Origin of the sequence: Legionella antarctica, assembly GCF_011764505.1 — a bacterium.
Classification (GTDB): Bacteria; Pseudomonadota; Gammaproteobacteria; order Legionellales; family Legionellaceae; genus Legionella; species Legionella antarctica.
The window spans coordinates 2,765,242-2,785,300 of the sequence record NZ_AP022839.1 but is presented as its reverse complement, the minus strand read 5'-3'; the positions used below and the strand labels follow the sequence as shown (position 1 = coordinate 2,785,300).

Sequence of the window (20,059 nt, the reverse complement as noted above, 5' to 3'; positions counted from 1 at the left end):
AACAGGATTTAGTTGCAATTTACTCCATTACGTGTAAAAATTTACCTCTATGAAATTGAAATTTATAAGTCTTACATTATTCCTGGTTTTAATTGCTTTGGGTATATCGGCATGGTGGTTTTGGTCTCCAAAACCAACTTTTCGTCAGGTGAGCTTTAATCAGTTACCCGGTTGGGAAAGAGCTGAACTGAAAAAGTCATTACTCACTTTTCAGGCTTCATGTCGTGCATTTATTAAACAAAATCCCGAGCGAGTGGTCGGGACTGATAAAATAGATTTGCAAGTTAAAGATTGGCAACCTGCATGTCGGGTGGCTTTAGATACTAATCCTGTTATTGAAAAATCAGCAAAGCAATTTTTTCAGAAATGGTTTGCCCCTGTAGAGTTTTACGATAATAAACCAGTGAAAGGATTATTTACCGGTTATTATATGCCTCTGATTAAAGGCAGCTATACTAAATCTGCTGAATTTAATGTACCTATTTATGAAAAGCCAAGCAATTTAGTGAATGTTGATTTAGGTTCGTTTATTCCTGATTTAAAAAATCGCAAAATTGTTGGTCGAATCTCTGAAAATAAATTACTTCCTTTTTATACCCGCGAACAAATTAATAAAGGAGCTATTAAGAATACCGCTCGGGCGTTGGTTTGGATTAATAGCCCGGTAGACAGATTATTTCTAGAGATTCAAGGCTCGGGAATAATAGAATTTGAAGATGGTAAACGAATCTATGTAGGCTATGATGCCCAAAACGGTGCTCCTTATACTCCTATCGCAGGCGTGTTAATCAAAAAAGGAGTTATGACAAAACATAATGCATCTATGCAGGGTATAAAAAGCTATTTTAAAGCGCATCCCCAAGAAATGGATGAAGTAATTAACCAAAATAAATCCTTTGTTTTTTTCCGAAGACTGAATTTAGATGCAGCATTTGGATCTCAGGGTGTGGCACTTACACCGGGATATTCTCTGGCTATCGATCGGGAATGGGTTCCTATGGGAGCGCCTCTTTGGTTAAGTACTACACGTCCCGATAGTAAAAATCCGGGTACAAATAAACCCATGCAGCGCTTGATGGTAGCCCAAGATACTGGTGGGGCTATTCGAGGTAAAGTTAGAGGTGACGTATTTTGGGGGGGGGGCGATAAAGCCACTTTAATTGCCGGACACATGAAAAATGAAGGACGTTATTGGTTACTTTTGCCACGCCATGCTTTATCACGATTGGAAAAATAGGGTACTCATTAGCATCTGATTCCGACTAATGGTTACAACTATATCTTAAACGCGGAAGTAGGCAGTTAACTTTTGTGTAAAACTCTCAGAACTTTGAGAGGATTTGATTTACGTCAGGTTTAGGTTCAAAACCCCTACTGCGTTCAGAATGGCATTTACCCAATTCATTGACAGGTGATGCAGTCTAGCTGGCTCGAATCGCTTGAGCGAACCGGCCTTGCTGGATCAGACATATCATTGATTGGTTGCGCGGTATTCTCCTTTAATGCATCCGCTAAAGTTATAAATTTGTAGCCATTACTTCGATACATTTCTATGATATCTCTCAAACACAGGCTATTTAACAAATTAGCATGGATTAATAAAATTTGTTTGACTGGTTGACTATTACTTTTTTTAGCTCTTTTTTCTGCCTTAAGAGTTTGTTGCCAAATATATGCAAGATAGCGTTTTTTAAATTGTTTGACACTTTGTAATATAGGCGCGGTTTTCTGGACACAAAAAAAGGTTTTTTAAGAGCTATTCTTCTTAATACAAAGAGGAGAATAAAATGTCTAAAAAGCGAGCTTATTATACGGCGGCCAAGAAGGCAAAAATAACGCTAGCTGCGATTGAGGGGAAACTCACACAAGCGCAAATTACCAGTGAATACGGTGTTCACGCAACGCAGGTAAAAACTTGGAAGCAATCGGCCATCAAAGCCATTAACGATTTATTCTCTGGGGCTAATGAAAAAGAAGCCAAGTCCCAAGAGCAGCTTGTTGAGGCATTATATCAAGAAATTGGTCGACTTCAAGCGCAGCTATCTTGGCTAAAAAAAAAGCATGAACTTTAGTCTGGATGAAAAGCGCGTCATGATTGATCCTCTTGCCGAGCTCACCATTCGTGAACAATGCTTGCTATTAGACTTGCCTGTTTCAAGTTATTATTATAGTGCCAAGCCCATTTCTGTCGAAGATGAAGCGCTTATGGCGCTACTTGATGAGCACTATCTGCAGTATCCATGTGAAGGTAAAATTAAGCGGGCAAGATGGCTGTCAAAAGAAGTAGGCTATCCTGTTGGTAAACGTCGAGTAAAAAAGTTGATGGAAATGATGGGGTTATCGACTGTTTACCCAAAGCCAAATACAAGCGTTCCCAATAAGGAGCATGAGGTGTTCCCTTATTTATTAAAAGAGGTGGATATCACCAAACCAAATCAGGTTTGGGCCGCAGATATCACCTACATCCGCATGAAAGGAAAGCATGTGTATTTAGTAGCTATTATGGACTGGTATAGTCGTTATGTGATTGGATGGGCTATTTCACCTACTATGGAGGCTGAATTTTGTATTGAGGCGCTTAGAAACGCTTTGCTGCATTCGCGTTGTGAGATCTTTAACACGGATCAGGGTTCTCAATTTACCTCAAAAGATTGGATAAATACGCTAAAATCTCACCACATTTCTATCAGCATGGATGGGCGAGGACGTTATTTAGATAATATATTTATCGAGCGATTGTGGCGTAGTGTTAAGCAAGAAAAAATCTACCGGTATGATTTTGATACAATTGAAGAGGTTGAGCTGGCCTTAACGGAGTATTTTGAGTATTATAATAACCGAAGGCTTCACCAGTCCTTTAATTATTTAACGCCCGCAGAGGTGTATTATGGCCGGAAAAGACCATAAACCCTAAATGAGAGCGTCATGACTTACCCACAAGGCCCACAGGCCTATACGAGAAAGTGAAGCTCTCCTGACCTGTGGACTTGTGGATAAGTCATTCTGATAGAGTTGTGGTAAAATGACCTAAGACAATTCGTAGTAGCAATCACTATTCATACGGTATTGAGTAGGTTTAAATAGGTTAATTTGAGTGAATTTTTAACTATAAATGATGGATGAATAGCTCTTATTTTTCCTTAATTTTGTTCCAGACATGCGGACCCATATCATTGAGCTCTTTTACTATAAGGGATTCTATAAAGTTGAGCATTGAACTCATAATCTTTACTGTCAATAGTCACAGGCGCAATGGTATATTGATTAGCAAGAAGATAATCAAGAACTTTTTGTTTCTTCTCACCTTTGCCTTCAGCAAGATAGGGGTAGCGGAAATATTTAGGCTCAGTCAAAACACGGCCCAACTTTTCGTCTGCTCGCTCTATGTCAGCGATATACTTGTCTGCGCTTATCGCATTTAAGCTAAGATGAGTATAAGTATGGTTTCCTATTGTAAATCCCTGATTGCGAAATGTTTCCATCAAGTCCCATTCATTTTTAGCAACTGCACCGCCAATAGCAAATCCGGTAGCCGGCACTTCATTTTCAACCAGTGCATTAACTAAAGCCATGAATCGGTCTTGAGTTCTTTTCAAACTAGCAGGGGTACTGCTCCCTGATCCAACGAAAGGCAAATCATCAATTGTAATTGCAATTTCACGATCTTCGGCAAAGCATGGAACATTGAGTGTGGCAATTAATAATGAAGCGATACCTAGCCATCTAATTAACATGTTTCCCCCAGCCGGAATTAAATATCCGTTCTTATTTTTATAATTACATTAAACTATAGCCGATAATTTTAATTTGCACATGACGGGAAGGAAAAACAGGTTTATTTTAAATGGCTTGAAATAAAATCATGAAAATCAGAGGGTTATTCTCTTACTTGGAAATTCTATTGAATTTTGTAAGGCTCCCACTACTTGCTCATGGTACACATGAGGAAATATGACCGTTACACTTTTAGCGCTGGGAGAATAAATTATATTCTATAATTAAAATAATAAATTAACTGTATGTATTTTAAAATAAAAATCAGAGTTCACTGAAAGAGAAAAAAAGTAATAAAGTGATTTTTCGGCTCACTTTAATTGTGTCTTAGCAGAAGTTATCTTATTAATTGATAGTGTTTGATTTATTAATAGAGGGTACATTGCTCGTCTGTAATTGATCTTCGGTTTGATTTTTTTCAACCTTATTTGTCGAGACAAATAATGGATCATGATGTACAACCTCAGATAGATTTTCAGTTTCTTGATTCTCAGGTTGAGCTGTTGATTTTTCTCTATCCACTTTAGCCATTTGACCAGCCAAAGAGATAAGATCACCTAAAAGATCCTCAATCTCATCAATAGGAGAACGAAACATTCGAGGAATTTGCGTTGTCAGGGTACACAATGTAAATGTAGCGAATAAATTTATTGCAATAAGAGGAAGAATGTTACCAACCAAAGACCATGCGCCAATGCCTATAGCTAGTACTGCCGGGGGACACACTACGCTTAGTACTATTGTTGCAATCAGGAAAAGGGTTAACCCGCCTAATATAGAAAAAAATAACCGAGGCTTACTTCTAAAGTAAGCGTCAACGTCTCTTAGAAAATTTGTCATTTTTTGTGGTAACCGCATGTTTAAACAAGAATTACAAGCAATGTAGCTGATTATAGCTTGTTAGTTATAAGCCTTGTCAGTTTTATATTATCGTTTATTGTACATAATAAAGACTTATAAATCAAATTTGAGGTAAATATTCCTAATCGTAATACACTTTATGCGATTAGTTCCATGCTAGCTCATCGCATACCCTTGTCTCCCAAGATAGGATATCTTCATCAGAGGATAATTCTTGTAATAATCCGGTTTTTCCTCTAGCAAAAACTCTATAGCACAGGTTGGCAGCCATCGTGAGGATGATAGCTCATCTTGCCATTTTTTTGATGGTCTCAGAGGTATCGTTGCTATGGCTTTTGGTGCTGTTTCTCTGATTTATTATCGATGGACAGTAGCTGAGAAGGCAGCTCTTATTTTCACAAAAAATACCAGAAATTGGCATCGATTTTGCAATAAATTACCAGAACCAATTGAATGCATAAAGGAGGACTTCTGACTTTAACTGAAGAACCATCTGGCCTACAGGTTGATTAGGATTTCTAACAGAAGAAAAATCGTATTTTAATCATGGAGGTAGTACAGGCTTCTTTTTTAAATTGGGTCAGCAGATTATAATTTTGAAAATTTGTGTTAACCATTATCAAACAACCGGGAAGAGCATTAAAATTTTTTGTTAAACCTGACAAGGAGCGTATATGTTTTCTGCTAGAAACATTCGACACGGTGTCGTTGCCGGAGTCATCGCGGGTATTGTATTCACCTGTTTTCTCGTTTTAAGCGGGATGCTTGAAACACTAGGGGACATAATTGATATGCCTTCCAAAATGGGCGGTCTTGTAGTTCATGCAGTGATGAGTATTGGAGGAGGTATCGCTTTCGCTATAATACTGGGTTGGTTAATTAAGTCCTGGTTTTCAGCATTTTTTTTTGGTTTGTTATTTGGTTTGGGAATGTGGATAGCTGGACCGATGACCCTTTTACCTTTTCTTTCATCGGGGGTGCCTTTGTTTATCAACTGGAGCATTGAAGGTATTAAGCAAAACATACCACCTCTAATAGGTCATCTGGTCTATGGACTTGTTTTAGGTGTTGTCTATTTTGCATTTACACGAAATGACCCGTAATTAGAATTTAGGTTTGCTGTAAAAGTCTGTTAAGTACACGCACCAATGAAAGTAAGTGGGATGAATATGTTTACAAAAATGGTTCAATTCCAGTTGCAGTGACATTGTTGCTTTCGCCAGGCTTCGCTAAACAGGTTCATTTGCTCAATCAGGCTGAACACTGAACCGGACCACCCCGGGCGCAATCCAATATCCAATAAGGAGTGTTATGGTGAAGCGGTACAGAAACTGATAGAAAATGTGGGTATTGACCCCATTCTGTAGTGCGTCAATATTCGCCAGTGATAAAAATTTGTTCTATATTAAACTAATAGACTCTGAGCTATTGAAGATCACTATGGGTATTTCATTAACTACTTATTTAGAACTAGATGAGGATGGAAATCTTGTAAAGAATGAAAATGGAATAGCAAAAATTAACAACGATTTGACTTTGGCCGACCATCCGGTTACTTCCTATAAGGATTATTTAAACGCCTTAGATTATGTTACTGTTATTAGTGATGATATAGATAATCCTCTCATAGAAAAAATCTATGTTAAAGAGCTCACCAAATTATTATTACAAAAATTTCAAGAACATTTGAGAGAAACTAAAAGTGATTGGAACGATAAATACAATCCGAAACTATATACTATTGCCAAGCAACTGGAATCTTTTGCTTATTTAACTGGTGAACAAAATTCCATAAATCAAATTCTTGATGAATTTCCCTTACTGAAATTAATAAAAAGTGATTATAAAGCATATCAAGCTGATAATTTTCTGGATAAAGACGCTCCCCTTAAATTTCGCAATTTTGATCGTAATTTACTCGTTCTGCAAATGGCATTACGTGTTTTGGATCCGCGCTTCATTAATCAGCGTAATGAACAGGTATGTGGTGTTAACACTTATGTGCATAATATGGCCTTATTAAATCCACTGCAATATGTCCAGATGGTTTCTAAGCTGGCATCAGATGGACAAGTTGATTTGCAAGATCTTGATGCAGAAAAAGGAGTTCTACATGTTAAAGTGAAGGATCGCATAGCAAATAAAAAACGCAGTGATGGAATTGATATTCACGATGCAGATCATATTATTTTAAATGGATTACGTTCATCGGAGAATAGTCTCGTAAGCTATAGTGAAGAAAGTACTGAGCTTTCCAAGCAATTATTTGGTGTAACCACTCTTAATGAATTGAACAGTTGGATGAAACAATCAGGCTATAGTAATGTAAAAAATATCTCTGTTCGTAACAAAGAAGGGATCAAGCAGTTGCACATGTTAATTAAAGATGGATACATGGCAGGTTTTGCCGGCACGTCAACTCTGGCTAGTTTTATTGTTGATAATAGTCAGGAATTACCTAAAAAACAAAATTTGTTCAATCAATTTATGGACGGACATCTGTTTACTATCAAAAATATTGAATATGATGAGGAAAGCGACAGTGTAAAAATTCGTATTGTCACTTGGGGCGAAGACGTAGAGACTACAATTCCGTTTCAGGTATGGCAAAATCATGTTGGCGTTGTTGGACAAGCTGCTGTTGGACAAAACCCATATACATCGTCGATGTTTCGTTCAAAAGTAAGAGAAATAGAACCCGACAGTACGTTTTGCTCTCCGGAAGGATATTGTTTGTACATAAAAGGTTTGATAGGTAATAAGGTTGAATATAAGGAAATTAATGCATTGCTGGAGAGCGCTTTTAAACATCAACATGGACAGACCTGGATGCAGTCAGCAAAAAAAATACAAGACGTTATTGAAGCACTACCAGCAGAAAAACGCGTGGATGTACCGTTAAAAATATCAATTATTCCTTCAGTAACATCTGATATTACTGAGCAATTTAATGTTATTCACCAGATCATGGATCGCAAGAAAAAAATTGAAGCTTTAGAGGCACTGGGGACTCAGGACAATATTGAAGTACAGAGACAGCTGTTGGTACTTTATGCGCAACAAGGCCAGTGGAATGAAGTTAAAAATCTGTTTGCATCAGTAAACGTACACAGTAAAACAGATCGTGAGATTTTGAGAGAAAACCTGCAATTAGGCTGTGATCTTTTAGGCCCAGATGTCACTCCTCCTCCTGAGATAATATCCTTGATTAAAAAAAATACTATGTTAAAAGCTGATGATTTGGTTGCTTTTTTGAGTGAGATTACAGGACTTCCTAAAGGAGGTGCTTTTACCTATGGTGTACAAGGCAGATTACTGGAAGTGATTAATCAGCGGCATCAAATTGAAGGGAAAAATCCAATAAGTCAGTTGAATGAGAGCAGTCTTGATAAAACTGATCTTGTTAACCTAGTATCTCTGCTGGATGGTGAAATCCATAAAAATGATCCGTCTCACAGACGAATGGGTGATGAGCCGTTGGATAAATTTTGTGATGCTATAATTGACCGGATTGACAAAAAACCTTCTGGCAACGATGGCTCGTTATCAGAATTTCAAAGCTTACACGCAAGAACTCCTATCTTTAAAAAAATCACTGAGTTTTTTTTAAAGGTAGCATCAATTGTTTCAGATAACATAATTAGTAAAAATATTGGAAAGACACAAGAATTTAAACAAGCATTTGGTAAAGCAAAAGAAAATAATCTGGAGCGAGAGGAGCCGAAGTTAGAAAGCAGCGAGGACACAATAAGCGAAACTAAGCTCAATACAGCCTTTTAAATTTCAATCGAATTGAGTTCATAATATTTTTTTTCATTTAGAGCTTGTTCACTATATCCAACAATACAAGCCACGGTAGCATCGCCACAGATATTTACAATAGTGCGCGACATATCCAATAGTCTGTCTATACCGATAATCAACGAGATTCCCTCAACCGGAAGCCCCACTTGAATAAGGACCATGGTTAATGTAACTAAACCGACCCCAGGAACACCGGCTGTACCGATGGATGCGAGTGTTGCTAACAAAATTACAGTGAGATAACCACTGAGTCCTAAATCAATGCCATATACATGTGAAATAAATACTGTAGCAACTCCTTGCATAATAGCTGTTCCATCCATGTTGATTGTGGCTCCTAAAGGAATAATAAATGATGCAATGGATTCATTTACTCCCAGTTTTTCTTCAACAGTTTTCAGTACCACAGGAATCGATGCATTACTGCTTGAAGTAGAAAAAGCAAACATCATGGCAGGCCACATTTGTCGGAAAAAAATTAAGGGTGATAAACCGGTGAAACTTTTAAGTAATATGGGATATACAATAAATAAATGCAGCGCCAAGGCTAACAAAACAGTAAAGAAATAACCCGAGAGTTGCATGATCAAATTAATCCCAATACGGGCAAACATTACTGAAATAAGGCAAAAAATTCCATAAGGTGCCGCAAGAAATACAATATGGACCAAGCGCATAACTACTGCATCAGCTGCTTTGAATAAGTCTTTAATTTTTTGTGCGCTTCTTCCTGCGCCAGTAATGGATATGCCTAGTAATAATGCAAATATTATAACTTGCAACATGTTTCCTTCTGCCATGGCTTTGACAGGATTACTTGGCACCAGATTTAACAAGGTTTCTTTAATCGTTGGGGTGGAGAGTGTTTGAGATTGCTGTTCTACTGGTGTGATGCTACTGCCGTTAGTTCCCAGTACGATTGATACAAATAAGGCCAGACTAATAGCTATAGATGTGGTAAAAAGGTAGAGCACAATGGTTTTTAATGCTGTTCTACCAAACTGACTGCTCGAACTAATATTAAACGTACCACAAACAAGTGATACAAAGACAACAGGAATCACCAGCATTTTCAGGATAGTAATAAACACCTTACCACCCCAGTCAAGACAACCTTCAACAAGGTATTGAAAAACCCAGCTGTCTTCAGGAATCAATTTCAAAAGAGCACCGACAATAATACCGGAAACTATCGCGATGATGATTTGCAGGTTTAATCGGTTTGCACTTGATTTATCCATTGAACTTTTCTCAAGTAGTATGTCTTTTCCTATCCTAGGCTAAAGCAAGTCTATATTGCAACAGGCAAGTTAATGGAGTGCAGGGCATACTTGAGTAGAGTGATATTAAAAAACTCTAATGATAAAAATAAATTAGCAGCATCGGTAAATTATAAATGTTCCATTGGGATAGCAGCCTTTTTTGACGATTACACGGGTCAAGATCAGAAACAATGATCTGACCATGGGAGGCTTCAAATAATTTTAAAGGCACAAGTTTTTTTCATCGTATGTGTTAATGTAAGTCCCAAAACAAGTTCTTCTCTTCCAAATTTTATCACGTGGGTGCGTTATTAACCCCCGTTATTTCTATATTTGTGCCTTTATTTTCCCTGTTGAAAAAAGGCCGATGGATCGTATTTGAGGCAGGAAAAGGACTTGATGGAATTTCTGTCATTGATGGTGGCGGTAATGGATGCTGTGAAAAAAATTGTTTAATTTTAAATAGATTTGGTGACAGTTTTTTAGGACTATTGGTAATGTTCGGGGAACGAGGTGGTCGCAAGGCGGTTTCAGGTCCATTTACAAACTGCTGGGGACTCCCGATAGGCTGTGTTTTTATTGGCGAAAATGGGGGGCTTCTATGGGGATGGGTAACCCGTGGGTTTAAGCCGTTTGCCTGAGCTGCTTCTCCAGTATGTAAATTAAAAGTGCCTTCATAAGCTAAGCCATGAGTACCGCGTTTTAATACTTCAGGAGTATCACTTAAATATTTATCGCATGTATAACAGCACAGCTTTGTAATACCAAGCCGAACCGGGTTTTCAGGGTCGAGCATGCCTAATTCGCGTAAATAATGAATCATTAATTGCTCTGCGTGAAATTGACGGTAAAGCGGAGGTTTGTTAAGCCTCAGGGGCAGGCGATGAAAGGATGATTGCCCTAACTCTTGATCGGTTAATTCGGTTACCTCGACCCCCATCGCCTTGGTATTTTCTTTATCACGTCCAGCATGAAGCAGAACAACTCGTTTATCGTCCAGAGTAAGCGTTTTTTTCTGCTCACTGGAAAGCCGTGAACAATTGCTTCCATTGGCAAATATTAGCTTTGCAAAATCCTGAGTAAGGTTTTCTGCAGGGATAGTACTTCCGCCAATTTTGATTAAGTCCGCAACGAGACCAGGGACAGTTACCTTGAGCAGGGTGTCATAATCCTCCTCTTTATATTTCTCAATGGTATTTTTGATAAAATCGACCCGCTGCTTAATTAATAACAGAACCCCTCTAAAAAGTTCTTCCTTGTCTCGATTAAGGGAAACCCACAAAGTATCTTCATGGATGGTTAATGCCAGGCAGGAGGAGTATCGGCTGCTGACAGTCAATAATCTTGCTAAGGAATCAAGTCTCCTGACTAAAATATCTGCATCATCCTGAATTCTCGTATCGATACGTTGCGACTGCGCATTGATATAGCGGTCGATGGCCTGCTTTGCGCTCTCTAGTACCGTGCCTGACTCATCTGGATCAGAGCATGGCGCGGCCGCCGGAATCCTTTGGCTTAGATATAAGAACGCCAGGTTCTTTATTTCTGCCTTTACTTCAGGTAAGTCAACAAGCGCGGTGGCTAGCGTTATTTTTGTAGTAAGATTAATACCTGGTTGGTTTTTAATAGAGGTTGCAATGTACTGGCATAAAGCACTATCAGAGATGAGTTTTTGCACCTCAAGGAATCGCTCAGTAGTAATAGGCAATTTATCTTTTACCTGAGTAATAAATATCGTTGTCATTCTGGTTATCATTTTTTTCATTTCTTTCATAAAACAGCCTCGAAAATAATAGGAACAATCTGGACGTAAAAAGAGCACAATGTTAACAGATATTTTTAATAAACTGAACATGCGGAGGAATAAAGGATCATAAAGAAAAATATATGGTGATTTGAAACGTCGCCTCGAATTTGATGCTGCAAGTAAGAAGGATGATTAAAGATGGTATGAACAGAGAAGTTATTTAAGACCAGGATTAATCAGTTTAACGAAAAAGCTGATGTATAGTTTAAATTTAGATTTGGTTTTTCCAGAAACCAATAGATAATGCGAATTGCAACAGATTGATAGTATGAATAAAATAGGACATTAACTGGTTACTCAGCTGACCGGTTTGTATTGTTACCTATGTCGCCGTTTGAACCCTATCAGTTGGATGTTGGGATGAGGGAGGATCAATGCCGAATTTATCGAGGTTATGCGGATAGAAATTTGAGCATTATGAGAAAAATTGTTCTGAAATTATTAGTTGACGACAAGGTCTCTCAAGAAGGTATCGCTTTAAAACGCTTGAAATTTGCACTCTCTTGTCAATATTTGAAAAAAGTGGTTGGTTTTTGAATTTTGATGAAATCGCCCTGGCGACACGAGGATTTCAATCCCCCGTTAATATTAACTTAAGTAAAACAATCTATACTAGGATATAAAAAATTATTGGAATATTATGATGATTGGTTTTAAAGAGTGGTGTGATAAAAAATACGGAATCAAAGACGTTGTTGAAGGGAAAATTACAGATTTAAAATTTGTTCCAGGTACTAATCCACCACCAGGTATGAAATTAAGACCTCTTACACCGAAAGATGGAAGTATTTATGAATACATGAAAAAAAAACTAAATATTCAAGGAGTCCAGGAAATCCAGGGGTTTGTGTGTCCGGGATGGATGAAACTGGACTCTAATACTTACCCTAAGACATACGAATATAAGGAACCCGCACCTATTTATTTTAAAATTAATGCGGAGGGGAAATTTTGGGAGTTCACTAGAAAACACAACTTATCTCCTGGGAAAAAATATGATCCTTTAAGTAACACCTGGGCTTTTTTAGCGGAACCTGTTTATTTAGAGCACTTATATACTGAATATAAAGCTGAATTAAAAAGCGAACAAGAAAAAAATCCCATGACGTTGGAACAGTTAGAAGCTTGGGAACAGAAAATTGTTTCCTTAATAGAAATAATCCGGGCTAATCCACAATTAGCGAGCTATGTGGACAAAGCTCATCATTTATCAAAAGATTATAGTAATGATAGTGAGATCAATAACGCTGTATTTGAAGCCTGTTCTGGATACTCCGTATCAATGCAAATTTACGCAGAACTAAATAGAGGGCTTTTATCTTCACAAGAATATGCTGCTCTGCAACATGCAATTAATATTTTAGGGAGAGGTGTAGAGCAAGGTTTAAAGACAGATGCAAATTTTATGCATTATCTGGTTAGAACTTTGGGGATTCGAAATAAAGTTTATATTAACTCGGCCGCCTCTTATATGGGCACAATAGAAGCCTCTCCAGAGCAAAGGGCATCGATTTTATGGAACACGCAAAATTGTATTAACCCTATAAAAAGCAGATTGGTTTATCCACAATTAGAAGAAAAGATAAATGAAAATATTGATAATTTGCTTCATGGGAATCCTAATGTAGAGTGGTGGGGAGGAGCTAAGGGTAAACCACCCTACAAAATGAGACGGTTTTTGCCTGATGCAAACATGATGTCTGAAACAAATGAAATCACGCTTCAGGGCGGCCGAATGATAAATCATTCAGCAATGTTTAGGATCATTAAAGTTGGAAATACGGCAACTGGTGGTATAACTACTGATCCTAATAAAATTCATCATTTTGAATATTACCATGTTCAAACAAATTTAGGTGCTGAGTGTAATGAGCTCAACGGTGATGTATGTTCAGGGACTTATATTACTAAACTTGCACCTATAAAATTGGAAAATGACGATATCACTCCATTGTTTATAATTCCTGAGGTTGATCCAAAGGGCTATCAGCAAGCTATGGAAACTACTATACGCGAACTAATTAAGACTGAGCGCCAAATGTCTTTTTATCGCAAGCCACAACAAGGCCCAAATGGTGAGGGCTCCTCTCCGGCGGGAAGTCCTGAGGCATTGGAATGGACAAGATTAAATAACCATCTTACCTTGTTGAAAGGAAACCCTATTGGTCAGGACCATGAGTTAAATTATTTCTCAATAGGTTTGGATGGTAAATCTGTTAGATCTGTGATGAAAAACCAAAAAAATTATACGCAACGGGGTGGAAGTTGTACCATCTTTTCTATAAAGCAGTTGGTAACCAGCATACTCGAAATGCATGCTACATCGCTTCACAGTAATTTTTTACAACACAATGATGGTAAAAAACAGGTGGCTTCACTTTATGAACTTCATGAGGAAATCAAGAAACAGAAACTTCATATTCAGCGTAAACCTAAATCTATAGTTGATCCCCAACCTGTTATTATTGATGACACGGTGGTTGTTCCTAAACAGGAATCGTATGAAGAGTATTATTCTAAACAAATGCAGTTTTTTGATCGCTTCATTAGAAAAATTTGTCATTCTAATGATGACGCGCGCTTACAAAGGATTACTCACTTACAAAAACAACAGCGCATCTTTTTTCTGGATGAGTTCCTAAATGTTGAACAAGGAAAAGAGCTTGAAACGACAAGAATTGGCTATCAGCCTTTAGATTATGTTGCCTATAAATCTGATCAACTTACATTAGCGCCAGATGGTGGTGCAATTAACGAAAAAAATAGACGCTTAAGTCGCTATAGATTGGTGTATGGTCCTGTTGATTTCTACTTAAGTAATCAGTTAAATAAACCGACAGAGATACCTGTAATTACTGCTTGTGCTCCAAACCTTATGGGAACTTCGCAAGTTGATTTAGACGAATTTTCAGAAGCTGGAATATTGAAAGCCGATCAGTATGGAAATGAATGCAGAAAACTAGCTGATTTTATCGTATCCCAAGCAAAAGCAAATGGTAATCAACGATTGATTATGCCTACTTTTGGAGTAGGAGTTTATATCGATCAACTCAATCCATATTATGGTTCTCAAGAAACGGCACAAAGGATAATGTATGGAGTTTTTGCTGAGGCGGCTAAAAAACATGAAGTTAACGTTGATTGGGTAGTATGGAATGACCTGGGGAATCCTGACGGATCAATTACAACAACACAACGATATCAAAGCTATGTTCCTGGTAATAAGTACATGAATGCAGTCCTCCATACGGATATGATATCGTATGGGCAAGAGCAGCAACAAAAAGGCGAAAAGGTAGTCCTATTAAATCCGGGAAGTGATCGTACTATTGGGGGAGCTTATACCCATAGAAATCCTAAAACGCTTGAAGAGCAAATAGCTCAAAAATCTGACTTAATCCTTCTCCATTCTGAATTGAACCAATCCATGACACATGTATTTGATACCGAGTTTCAGCAACGAAAAATTGGATACACTCCTAAGCAAGAAATACCTAAGCTTAAAACGGCAGGAGAGCTTAAAACTGAGGAAATGTTAAACAAGACATTCAAATTTATTGATTGGAATACTATTAAAACGCAGTTGGGAGTTGAAGAGCATCCGGTAATCCTGCAAAAAAACAACCATTTTTGTATCGGCTTTTACAACAAAAATAATGCCATGCAGTTTAGTGCGTTTCTAGCAAATAATAACATTACAGATGTTAATGGAAAATTAAAATTTGTTCAACGAAATAAAAGTTGCTATGTAGTTTATTTAACACAAGAGGAATGGAATAAATTACCTCAGCTTGGACACAAAAAAGAAGAAGAGCTTAAAAAAGCAGAGGGTCAAACAATTCTATTCAAGACTGCATCTGAATATATTAAAGATCAAGTGCCATTATGTTCCGAATCACCTTTTATTAAGGTGACATCAGATGGTAAATATAAAATATCCTTTAAAAAATCCGATAACGCTGATAGGTTCAGCACGTTTTTAGCAAGTCCAGAGATAAATATTGTACGGCAATCAGGAGATAGGAAAGAAATTTTGTCAGATGGGAGTTATTATGCGGTTTATTTAACACCAGACCAATGGAAACGATTCTCTTCCCTTCCCCAAAAACCAGAAGACCTCAGAAAGCAAGAAGAACAGCGTAAACTTCATGAAGAACAAGAAAAGCAGGTTAAACTCGAGGAACAGCGACGCAGCAAGGCTCAAGAGCAATTCAAGACCGTAGCTGTTGAGATTAATCAGCAATTGAATTTAGGCTCAGAAGAGTCACCATCTATCACACAAGCCACATCTGGTGACTATAAAATATCTTTTACAAAGGAAGAAAGCGCATGGGAGTTTAGTAGGTTTTTAGCGCGTCTTAATGTTTTTGGCTCAAAAGGCAACCCCAAATGGGTTAATGCAAATGGAATGTATCATGTGGTTATTTTAACGCAAGATCAATGGTTGAAACTGCCTACGTTAATGAAACAGGAAGCTACAAATCAACAAGAAGAACAGCGTAAACTTCATGAAGAACAAGAAAAGCAACGCAAATTTCAAGAGGAACAAGAAAAGCAGGTTAAACTCGAGGAACAGCGACGCAGCAAGGCTCAAGAGCAATTCAAGACCGTAGCTGTTGAGATTAATCAGCAATTGAACTTAGACTCAGAAGAGTCACCATCTATCACACAAGCCACATCTGGTGACTATAAAATATCTTTTACAAAGGAAGAAAGCGCAAGGAAGTTTAGTAAGTTTTTAGCGCGTCTTCAGGTTTTTGGCTCAAAAGGCAACCCCAAATGGGTTAATGCAGATGGAATGTATCATGTGGTTATTTTAACGCAAGATCAATGGTTGAAACTGCCTATGTTAATGAAACAGGAAGCTACAAATCAACAAGAAGAACAGCGTAAACTTCATGAAGAACAAGAAAAGCAACGCAAATTTCAAGAGGAACAAGAAAAGCAGGTTAAACTCGAGGAACAGCGTAAACTTCATGAAGAACAAGAAAAGCAGGTTAAACTTGAGCAACTCAAGCAAGTAGAACTATTGGGAACTATTGAAACAATTGATAATGTTTTACAGCAACTTAAGTCAAAAATTGGGGAAGTTGATCGCCATCAATTTTCTGAGTCTAAAGATATAGCGCTAAATCTTTTAGATAATTTAAATAATGCGCGTAATCAATATGCAGCGACTCTACAATCTGGAAAAGTTGATATAAATACTATTCGGAATACGTTTAACGAGGCTTGTGAACGCGCAATAATTGACGCAAAACCGATATTGGAAAGAGATCTTGCCTGGGGAGATTATCTTGTAAATCTACTGAAAACTTTGGCAAATGCTGTTATCTGGACTGTGACTTTAGGAAATGTTAATTCATTCTTTATTAAAGTAAAACCAGCATCATTAGAGGCAGTAGAAGATTTGGAACAAGATTTAAATTTACCCAAACGTTTATAAAAACAGGGAAGTCCATGCTCTACCTATATCTGATTTTTTTTATGATTTTTTTTGTAAAGAAAAAAACTTAAAACCGGTGAGAGTTTGTCTTCCCAGCTTTTGCCTTAAAGCGTTTGCTCAACCAATAAAATGACACATGATATAACTGCAGTGTATATCATGCGAGATGTCGAACGCTTACGAAAACCGATGCAGCGAATAACAGATTATTTGATTAACCAGCTGGCAGTAAATTTAGAAGCGGTTGATTAAGTGGTTTAAGGCAATAGGGTATTCAATTGATGCTTGCAGTTCGCGAACTGCAAGCCCCTAAAGTTTCATTCAGAGCCTTGAAAAAGCCTATCAGCACCTATAGGGAATAATTCGATTTAACAACCTCATCCATTACGTGTAGTGATGTGACTACTTCCTCTAGGACTTTTCCCCTAGGGCACAGAGCCTCTTTTGAGGCTCTTGTTTTTTTGGATATAGATTTGCTTTATTGAATATCCTCTTTTTTAGGTATCCGTTCGGTGAACTACGGGTTGCATTAGAAGAAGGGGTTAATTCATCTTGAGATTAAAAGGAAGAAGATTCGTGAAGTCTTCTGCGGTTTTACAGAAGCGGATTTTTTCGAAGAGGACTTTGAGGTAATCAAAAGGATTAAGGCCATTGGACTTAGCTGTTGCAATAAGGCTATAGAATAATGCCCCAGCATGAGCCCCTCTAGGGCTTCCAGACATGAGCCAGTTTTTTCTGCCCAGAGCAAAAGGCCTAATGATGTTTTCAATGGCATTATTATCAATCTCGAGCATCCCATCAAGCAAATAAGCAGTAAGCTCCTTCCATCGCTGAGACATGTAAACTAAGGCATCACCCAGCTTTGATTTGGGTACCGCATTTTTTAAGGATTGGTCAAGCCAAGTCTTTAAAGCGTCAAGAATGGGTTTTGATTGTTCGAGCCTTATCTGATAGCGTTGTTCTGCCGTATAGTTCCCATCCCGAGCAATTTTTTCAATGGCATAGAGCTTTTGAATATACGCCACGGCCTGATGTGATTTACCTGTGGTTTTAGCCAGTTTGACAAGCTCAGCAAAAGGACGTCTGGCATGTGCAAAACATCCCAAATGAATAATATCAGGATGGTCATCAACCCAGTCATAACCAACATACCCATCTGTTTGTAAATAGCCTTTAAACTCTTTAAGTAGTTCTTTAGGCCATTGGGCTTGTCGGGTTTCACGATAATCAAACACAATGATTTTTTTATCCGGTTTGTGATTCTGGTATACCCACATATAGCTCTTGGATGTATTTTTTCGATTAGGCTCATCCATCACCTGAAGTGGTGTTTCATCGGCCTGAAGGTAGTTTGATGCAACCAGCTCTTTGATTAGAGCGTTCCTCATTGGGCTACATACCTCAGATGCTGCCATTATCCATCCACATACTGTATTGCGAGCCATCTCAATGCCCATTCGTTTCCAGATGTGCTCTTGACGGTATAAAGGGAGGTGGTCTTGGTATTTACTAATAATGGCATGAGCTACAAGGCTTGGTGTGGCAATGCTTTTAGGAAGGAATAATTGCGGCATAGGGGCAATGCTTACCCCTTCATCACAACGATTACATGCATATTTGGGTCGCACATGGGCAATGACCGTCAGCTTTGCAGGAACAAACTCTAGCTGTTCCGTGACCTCTTCGCCAATACGTTGCTTCATACAGCCGCAAGCACACAGTTTTTCTTCTTCTGCAATGTCATGCTCAATGGTTTCACGGGGTAACTCTGGAGGTAATGGGCGTCGTACTGGTTTTTTGCGAGTATAGGTGACCGTAATTGTATTATCTTCTTGCGGCAGCTCTGTGACCTCTATGCTTTCTGCTTCATCAAATTGCAACTCGCCTTGCAGAATATTGTGTTCAGATGAGGGAGAGTATTTACGCTGTTGAGCCAGTTTGAATTGCTCTAGCATATTAAAATACTTTTGCTTCCATTCCAGAGCTTCTTTTTTTAATTGATTAATTTCTTCCTGCAAAGGCATTAAAAGTGATTGGTCTTTTGAGGAAATCATGGCTGGTTTAGTGCTTGTTTTAATGGTGATATTATACCATAACCACCATGATTTCTTCAGTGTTTTTCAATGAAAATCACGGTAAATCACCGGGTTTCCTCCTTGATGAAAGGTGAATTTATTGCTGGCCATGAGCCATTTTAAGTGCTCTTTTGTCAGCTCAATATGACCTTGGGTATTGCGGGGGAAAATGAATTTCCCTTTCTCTAATCTGCGGTACCATAAGGTAAAACTCTGCTCTTCATAGTACAGTGCTTTTAACTTATCTCCTCCTCTGCTACGAAACAAAAATAAATGACCTGCACTAAGCTCCATTCCAAAAACTTCATGCACCAGAATGGCTAGAGTATTAATGGATTTGCGCATATCAGTTATTCCACAATATAAATGCACTTGAACATCATCTGGAATTAACATAAGGTCATCAACTCCCTTAATAATATCAGTCGGTGTTGATGGTCAGCTGCATCAAGTTCACAGCGTATTTTATTAGGGAGTTCAATAACTAATTTAAACACTGCCTTAGCAGAAGGTAATGGAGTAATAATAAGTGGCTCAAATAAAGCCTCTTTGGCTGGGGTAACTGCTTTAGACTCTTTCTTGAATTTATTGCGATAAAATCTGAGCCTGGAGTCTGATATTCCTTTATTACGGCAAAATAATCCTGGTGCTAAACCACTTTCCTCATAGGATTTAACCATGTCACTCCAGTACTCATCTCTTTTTGTCATCGTCTACTCCAATAGTTATGGTGTAGCGATCTTCTTCAATTTTCACTTATTCCTCTAGGTGTATTTCACCGAACGGATACTTTTTTAGTAATCGATTTGATAAACAAACTTATTGGTAAGGCAAATAGTTTAATTTCATTTTGAGAGAAAGATAATATCTCTTTTCCAGAATAAAAAATGACACCATATTGAAATTTTGAAGGATTAAATTCTGCCAACTTTATTAATCCTTTAAAGTCGTGCATGGTTACAGTTGCTGATGTTTTGACTTCAACTCCAATGATTAATCCTCTCTAAGATGATATCCACTTCATTTTGAT

Annotated in this window: 14 protein-coding genes and 1 pseudogene; 7 read left to right on the top strand and 8 right to left on the bottom strand. The window is 37.9% G+C overall.

The genetic code is table 11. The features are described from left to right. The first annotated feature begins 49 nt into the window (after positions 1–49). A complete protein-coding gene (gene mltA / locus HRS36_RS13145; protein ID WP_173237656.1) occupies positions 50–1,237 on the top strand; it encodes a murein transglycosylase A in 1,188 nt (395 codons plus the stop codon). A gap of 164 nt (positions 1,238–1,401) precedes the next feature. Here the strand turns inward: mltA and HRS36_RS18720 are convergent. Then, positions 1,402–1,704: pseudogene (locus HRS36_RS18720) on the bottom strand (hypothetical protein); the annotation flags it as partial. A gap of 83 nt (positions 1,705–1,787) precedes the next feature. Between HRS36_RS18720 and HRS36_RS13140 the strand changes: the two are divergent. Next, positions 1,788–2,072, top strand: a complete 285-nt coding sequence (locus tag HRS36_RS13140) for a transposase (protein WP_173235475.1) — start codon at positions 1,788–1,790, stop codon at positions 2,070–2,072. Further along, positions 2,062–2,907, top strand: coding sequence for an IS3 family transposase (locus HRS36_RS13135; protein ID WP_173235473.1), 846 nt, complete (start codon positions 2,062–2,064; stop codon positions 2,905–2,907). Before HRS36_RS13140 ends, HRS36_RS13135 begins: the two co-directional genes overlap by 11 nt. A gap of 263 nt (positions 2,908–3,170) precedes the next feature. Here the strand turns inward: HRS36_RS13135 and HRS36_RS13130 are convergent, their stop codons facing one another. Both HRS36_RS13130 and HRS36_RS13125 read right to left on the bottom strand, forming a co-directional pair. Continuing rightward, complete coding sequence (locus tag HRS36_RS13130) at positions 3,171–3,734, bottom strand: polysaccharide deacetylase family protein (RefSeq protein ID WP_476703259.1); 564 nt, start codon at positions 3,732–3,734, stop codon at positions 3,171–3,173. A gap of 385 nt (positions 3,735–4,119) precedes the next feature. Beyond that, a complete protein-coding gene (locus tag HRS36_RS13125) occupies positions 4,120–4,614 on the bottom strand; it encodes a hypothetical protein (RefSeq protein ID WP_173237655.1) in 495 nt (164 codons plus the stop codon). 695 nt (positions 4,615–5,309) lie between these two features. On the opposite strand from HRS36_RS13125, the gene HRS36_RS13120 reads away from it, so the two are divergent. Both HRS36_RS13120 and HRS36_RS13115 read left to right on the top strand, forming a co-directional pair. Next, positions 5,310–5,738: a hypothetical protein gene (locus tag HRS36_RS13120; protein ID WP_173237654.1), complete on the top strand. Its 429-nt coding sequence runs from the start codon at positions 5,310–5,312 to the stop codon at positions 5,736–5,738. 337 nt (positions 5,739–6,075) lie between these two features. Beyond that, a complete protein-coding gene (locus HRS36_RS13115; protein ID WP_226905470.1) occupies positions 6,076–8,415 on the top strand; it encodes a hypothetical protein in 2,340 nt (779 codons plus the stop codon). On the opposite strand, the gene HRS36_RS13110 is transcribed toward HRS36_RS13115, so the two are convergent. Together HRS36_RS13110 and HRS36_RS13105 are read right to left on the bottom strand one after the other, a co-directional pair. After that, the gene (locus HRS36_RS13110) at positions 8,412–9,680 is read right to left on the bottom strand and encodes a dicarboxylate/amino acid:cation symporter (protein WP_173237653.1); all 1,269 of its coding nucleotides are present in this window, start codon (positions 9,678–9,680) and stop codon (positions 8,412–8,414) included. The genes HRS36_RS13115 and HRS36_RS13110 overlap by 4 nt on opposite strands. A gap of 316 nt (positions 9,681–9,996) precedes the next feature. Next, complete coding sequence (locus tag HRS36_RS13105) at positions 9,997–11,466, bottom strand: hypothetical protein (RefSeq protein ID WP_173237652.1); 1,470 nt, start codon at positions 11,464–11,466, stop codon at positions 9,997–9,999. Positions 11,467–11,832: 366 nt separating this feature from the next. On the opposite strand from HRS36_RS13105, the gene HRS36_RS13100 reads away from it, so the two are divergent. Both HRS36_RS13100 and HRS36_RS13095 read left to right on the top strand, forming a co-directional pair. Further along, positions 11,833–12,045, top strand: coding sequence for a hypothetical protein (locus HRS36_RS13100; protein WP_173237651.1), 213 nt, complete (start codon positions 11,833–11,835; stop codon positions 12,043–12,045). Positions 12,046–12,610: 565 nt separating this feature from the next. Next, a complete protein-coding gene (locus tag HRS36_RS13095) occupies positions 12,611–16,954 on the top strand; it encodes a hypothetical protein (RefSeq protein WP_173237650.1) in 4,344 nt (1,447 codons plus the stop codon). Between the two features lie 542 nt (positions 16,955–17,496). Here HRS36_RS13095 and tnpC read toward each other — a convergent pair. The 3 genes from tnpC to tnpA form a co-directional block, all read right to left on the bottom strand. After that, positions 17,497–19,008 carry an IS66 family transposase gene (gene tnpC / locus HRS36_RS13090; RefSeq protein WP_173236282.1) on the bottom strand — a complete coding sequence of 504 codons (1,512 nt, stop codon included), beginning with the start codon at positions 19,006–19,008 and terminating at the stop codon, positions 17,497–17,499. Between the two features lie 66 nt (positions 19,009–19,074). After that, positions 19,075–19,425, bottom strand: a complete 351-nt coding sequence (gene tnpB, locus HRS36_RS13085) for an IS66 family insertion sequence element accessory protein TnpB (RefSeq protein ID WP_173236281.1) — start codon at positions 19,423–19,425, stop codon at positions 19,075–19,077. Then, complete coding sequence (gene tnpA / locus HRS36_RS13080; protein ID WP_173236280.1) at positions 19,419–19,739, bottom strand: IS66 family insertion sequence element accessory protein TnpA; 321 nt, start codon at positions 19,737–19,739, stop codon at positions 19,419–19,421. The genes tnpB and tnpA overlap by 7 nt, the downstream gene beginning before the upstream one ends. Between the last annotated feature and the right edge of the window lie 320 nt (positions 19,740–20,059).

Coding starts and splice junctions, on each gene's coding strand:
- HRS36_RS13115 (WP_226905470.1), top strand. CDS start 6,076: ATGGGTATTTCATTAACTACTTATTTAGAACTAGATGAGGATGGAAAT.
- mltA (WP_173237656.1), top strand. CDS start 50: ATGAAATTGAAATTTATAAGTCTTACATTATTCCTGGTTTTAATTGCT.
- HRS36_RS13110 (WP_173237653.1), bottom strand. CDS start 9,680: ATGGATAAATCAAGTGCAAACCGATTAAACCTGCAAATCATCATCGCG.
- HRS36_RS13105 (WP_173237652.1), bottom strand. CDS start 11,466: ATGAAAAAAATGATAACCAGAATGACAACGATATTTATTACTCAGGTA.
- HRS36_RS13135 (WP_173235473.1), top strand. CDS start 2,062: ATGAACTTTAGTCTGGATGAAAAGCGCGTCATGATTGATCCTCTTGCC.
- HRS36_RS13125 (WP_173237655.1), bottom strand. CDS start 4,614: ATGACAAATTTTCTAAGAGACGTTGACGCTTACTTTAGAAGTAAGCCT.
- HRS36_RS13140 (WP_173235475.1), top strand. CDS start 1,788: ATGTCTAAAAAGCGAGCTTATTATACGGCGGCCAAGAAGGCAAAAATA.
- HRS36_RS13120 (WP_173237654.1), top strand. CDS start 5,310: ATGTTTTCTGCTAGAAACATTCGACACGGTGTCGTTGCCGGAGTCATC.
- HRS36_RS13100 (WP_173237651.1), top strand. CDS start 11,833: ATGTCGCCGTTTGAACCCTATCAGTTGGATGTTGGGATGAGGGAGGAT.
- HRS36_RS13095 (WP_173237650.1), top strand. CDS start 12,611: ATGACGTTGGAACAGTTAGAAGCTTGGGAACAGAAAATTGTTTCCTTA.
- tnpA (WP_173236280.1), bottom strand. CDS start 19,739: ATGACAAAAAGAGATGAGTACTGGAGTGACATGGTTAAATCCTATGAG.
- tnpB (WP_173236281.1), bottom strand. CDS start 19,425: ATGTTAATTCCAGATGATGTTCAAGTGCATTTATATTGTGGAATAACT.
- tnpC (WP_173236282.1), bottom strand. CDS start 19,008: ATGATTTCCTCAAAAGACCAATCACTTTTAATGCCTTTGCAGGAAGAA.
- HRS36_RS13130 (WP_476703259.1), bottom strand. CDS start 3,734: ATGTTAATTAGATGGCTAGGTATCGCTTCATTATTAATTGCCACACTC.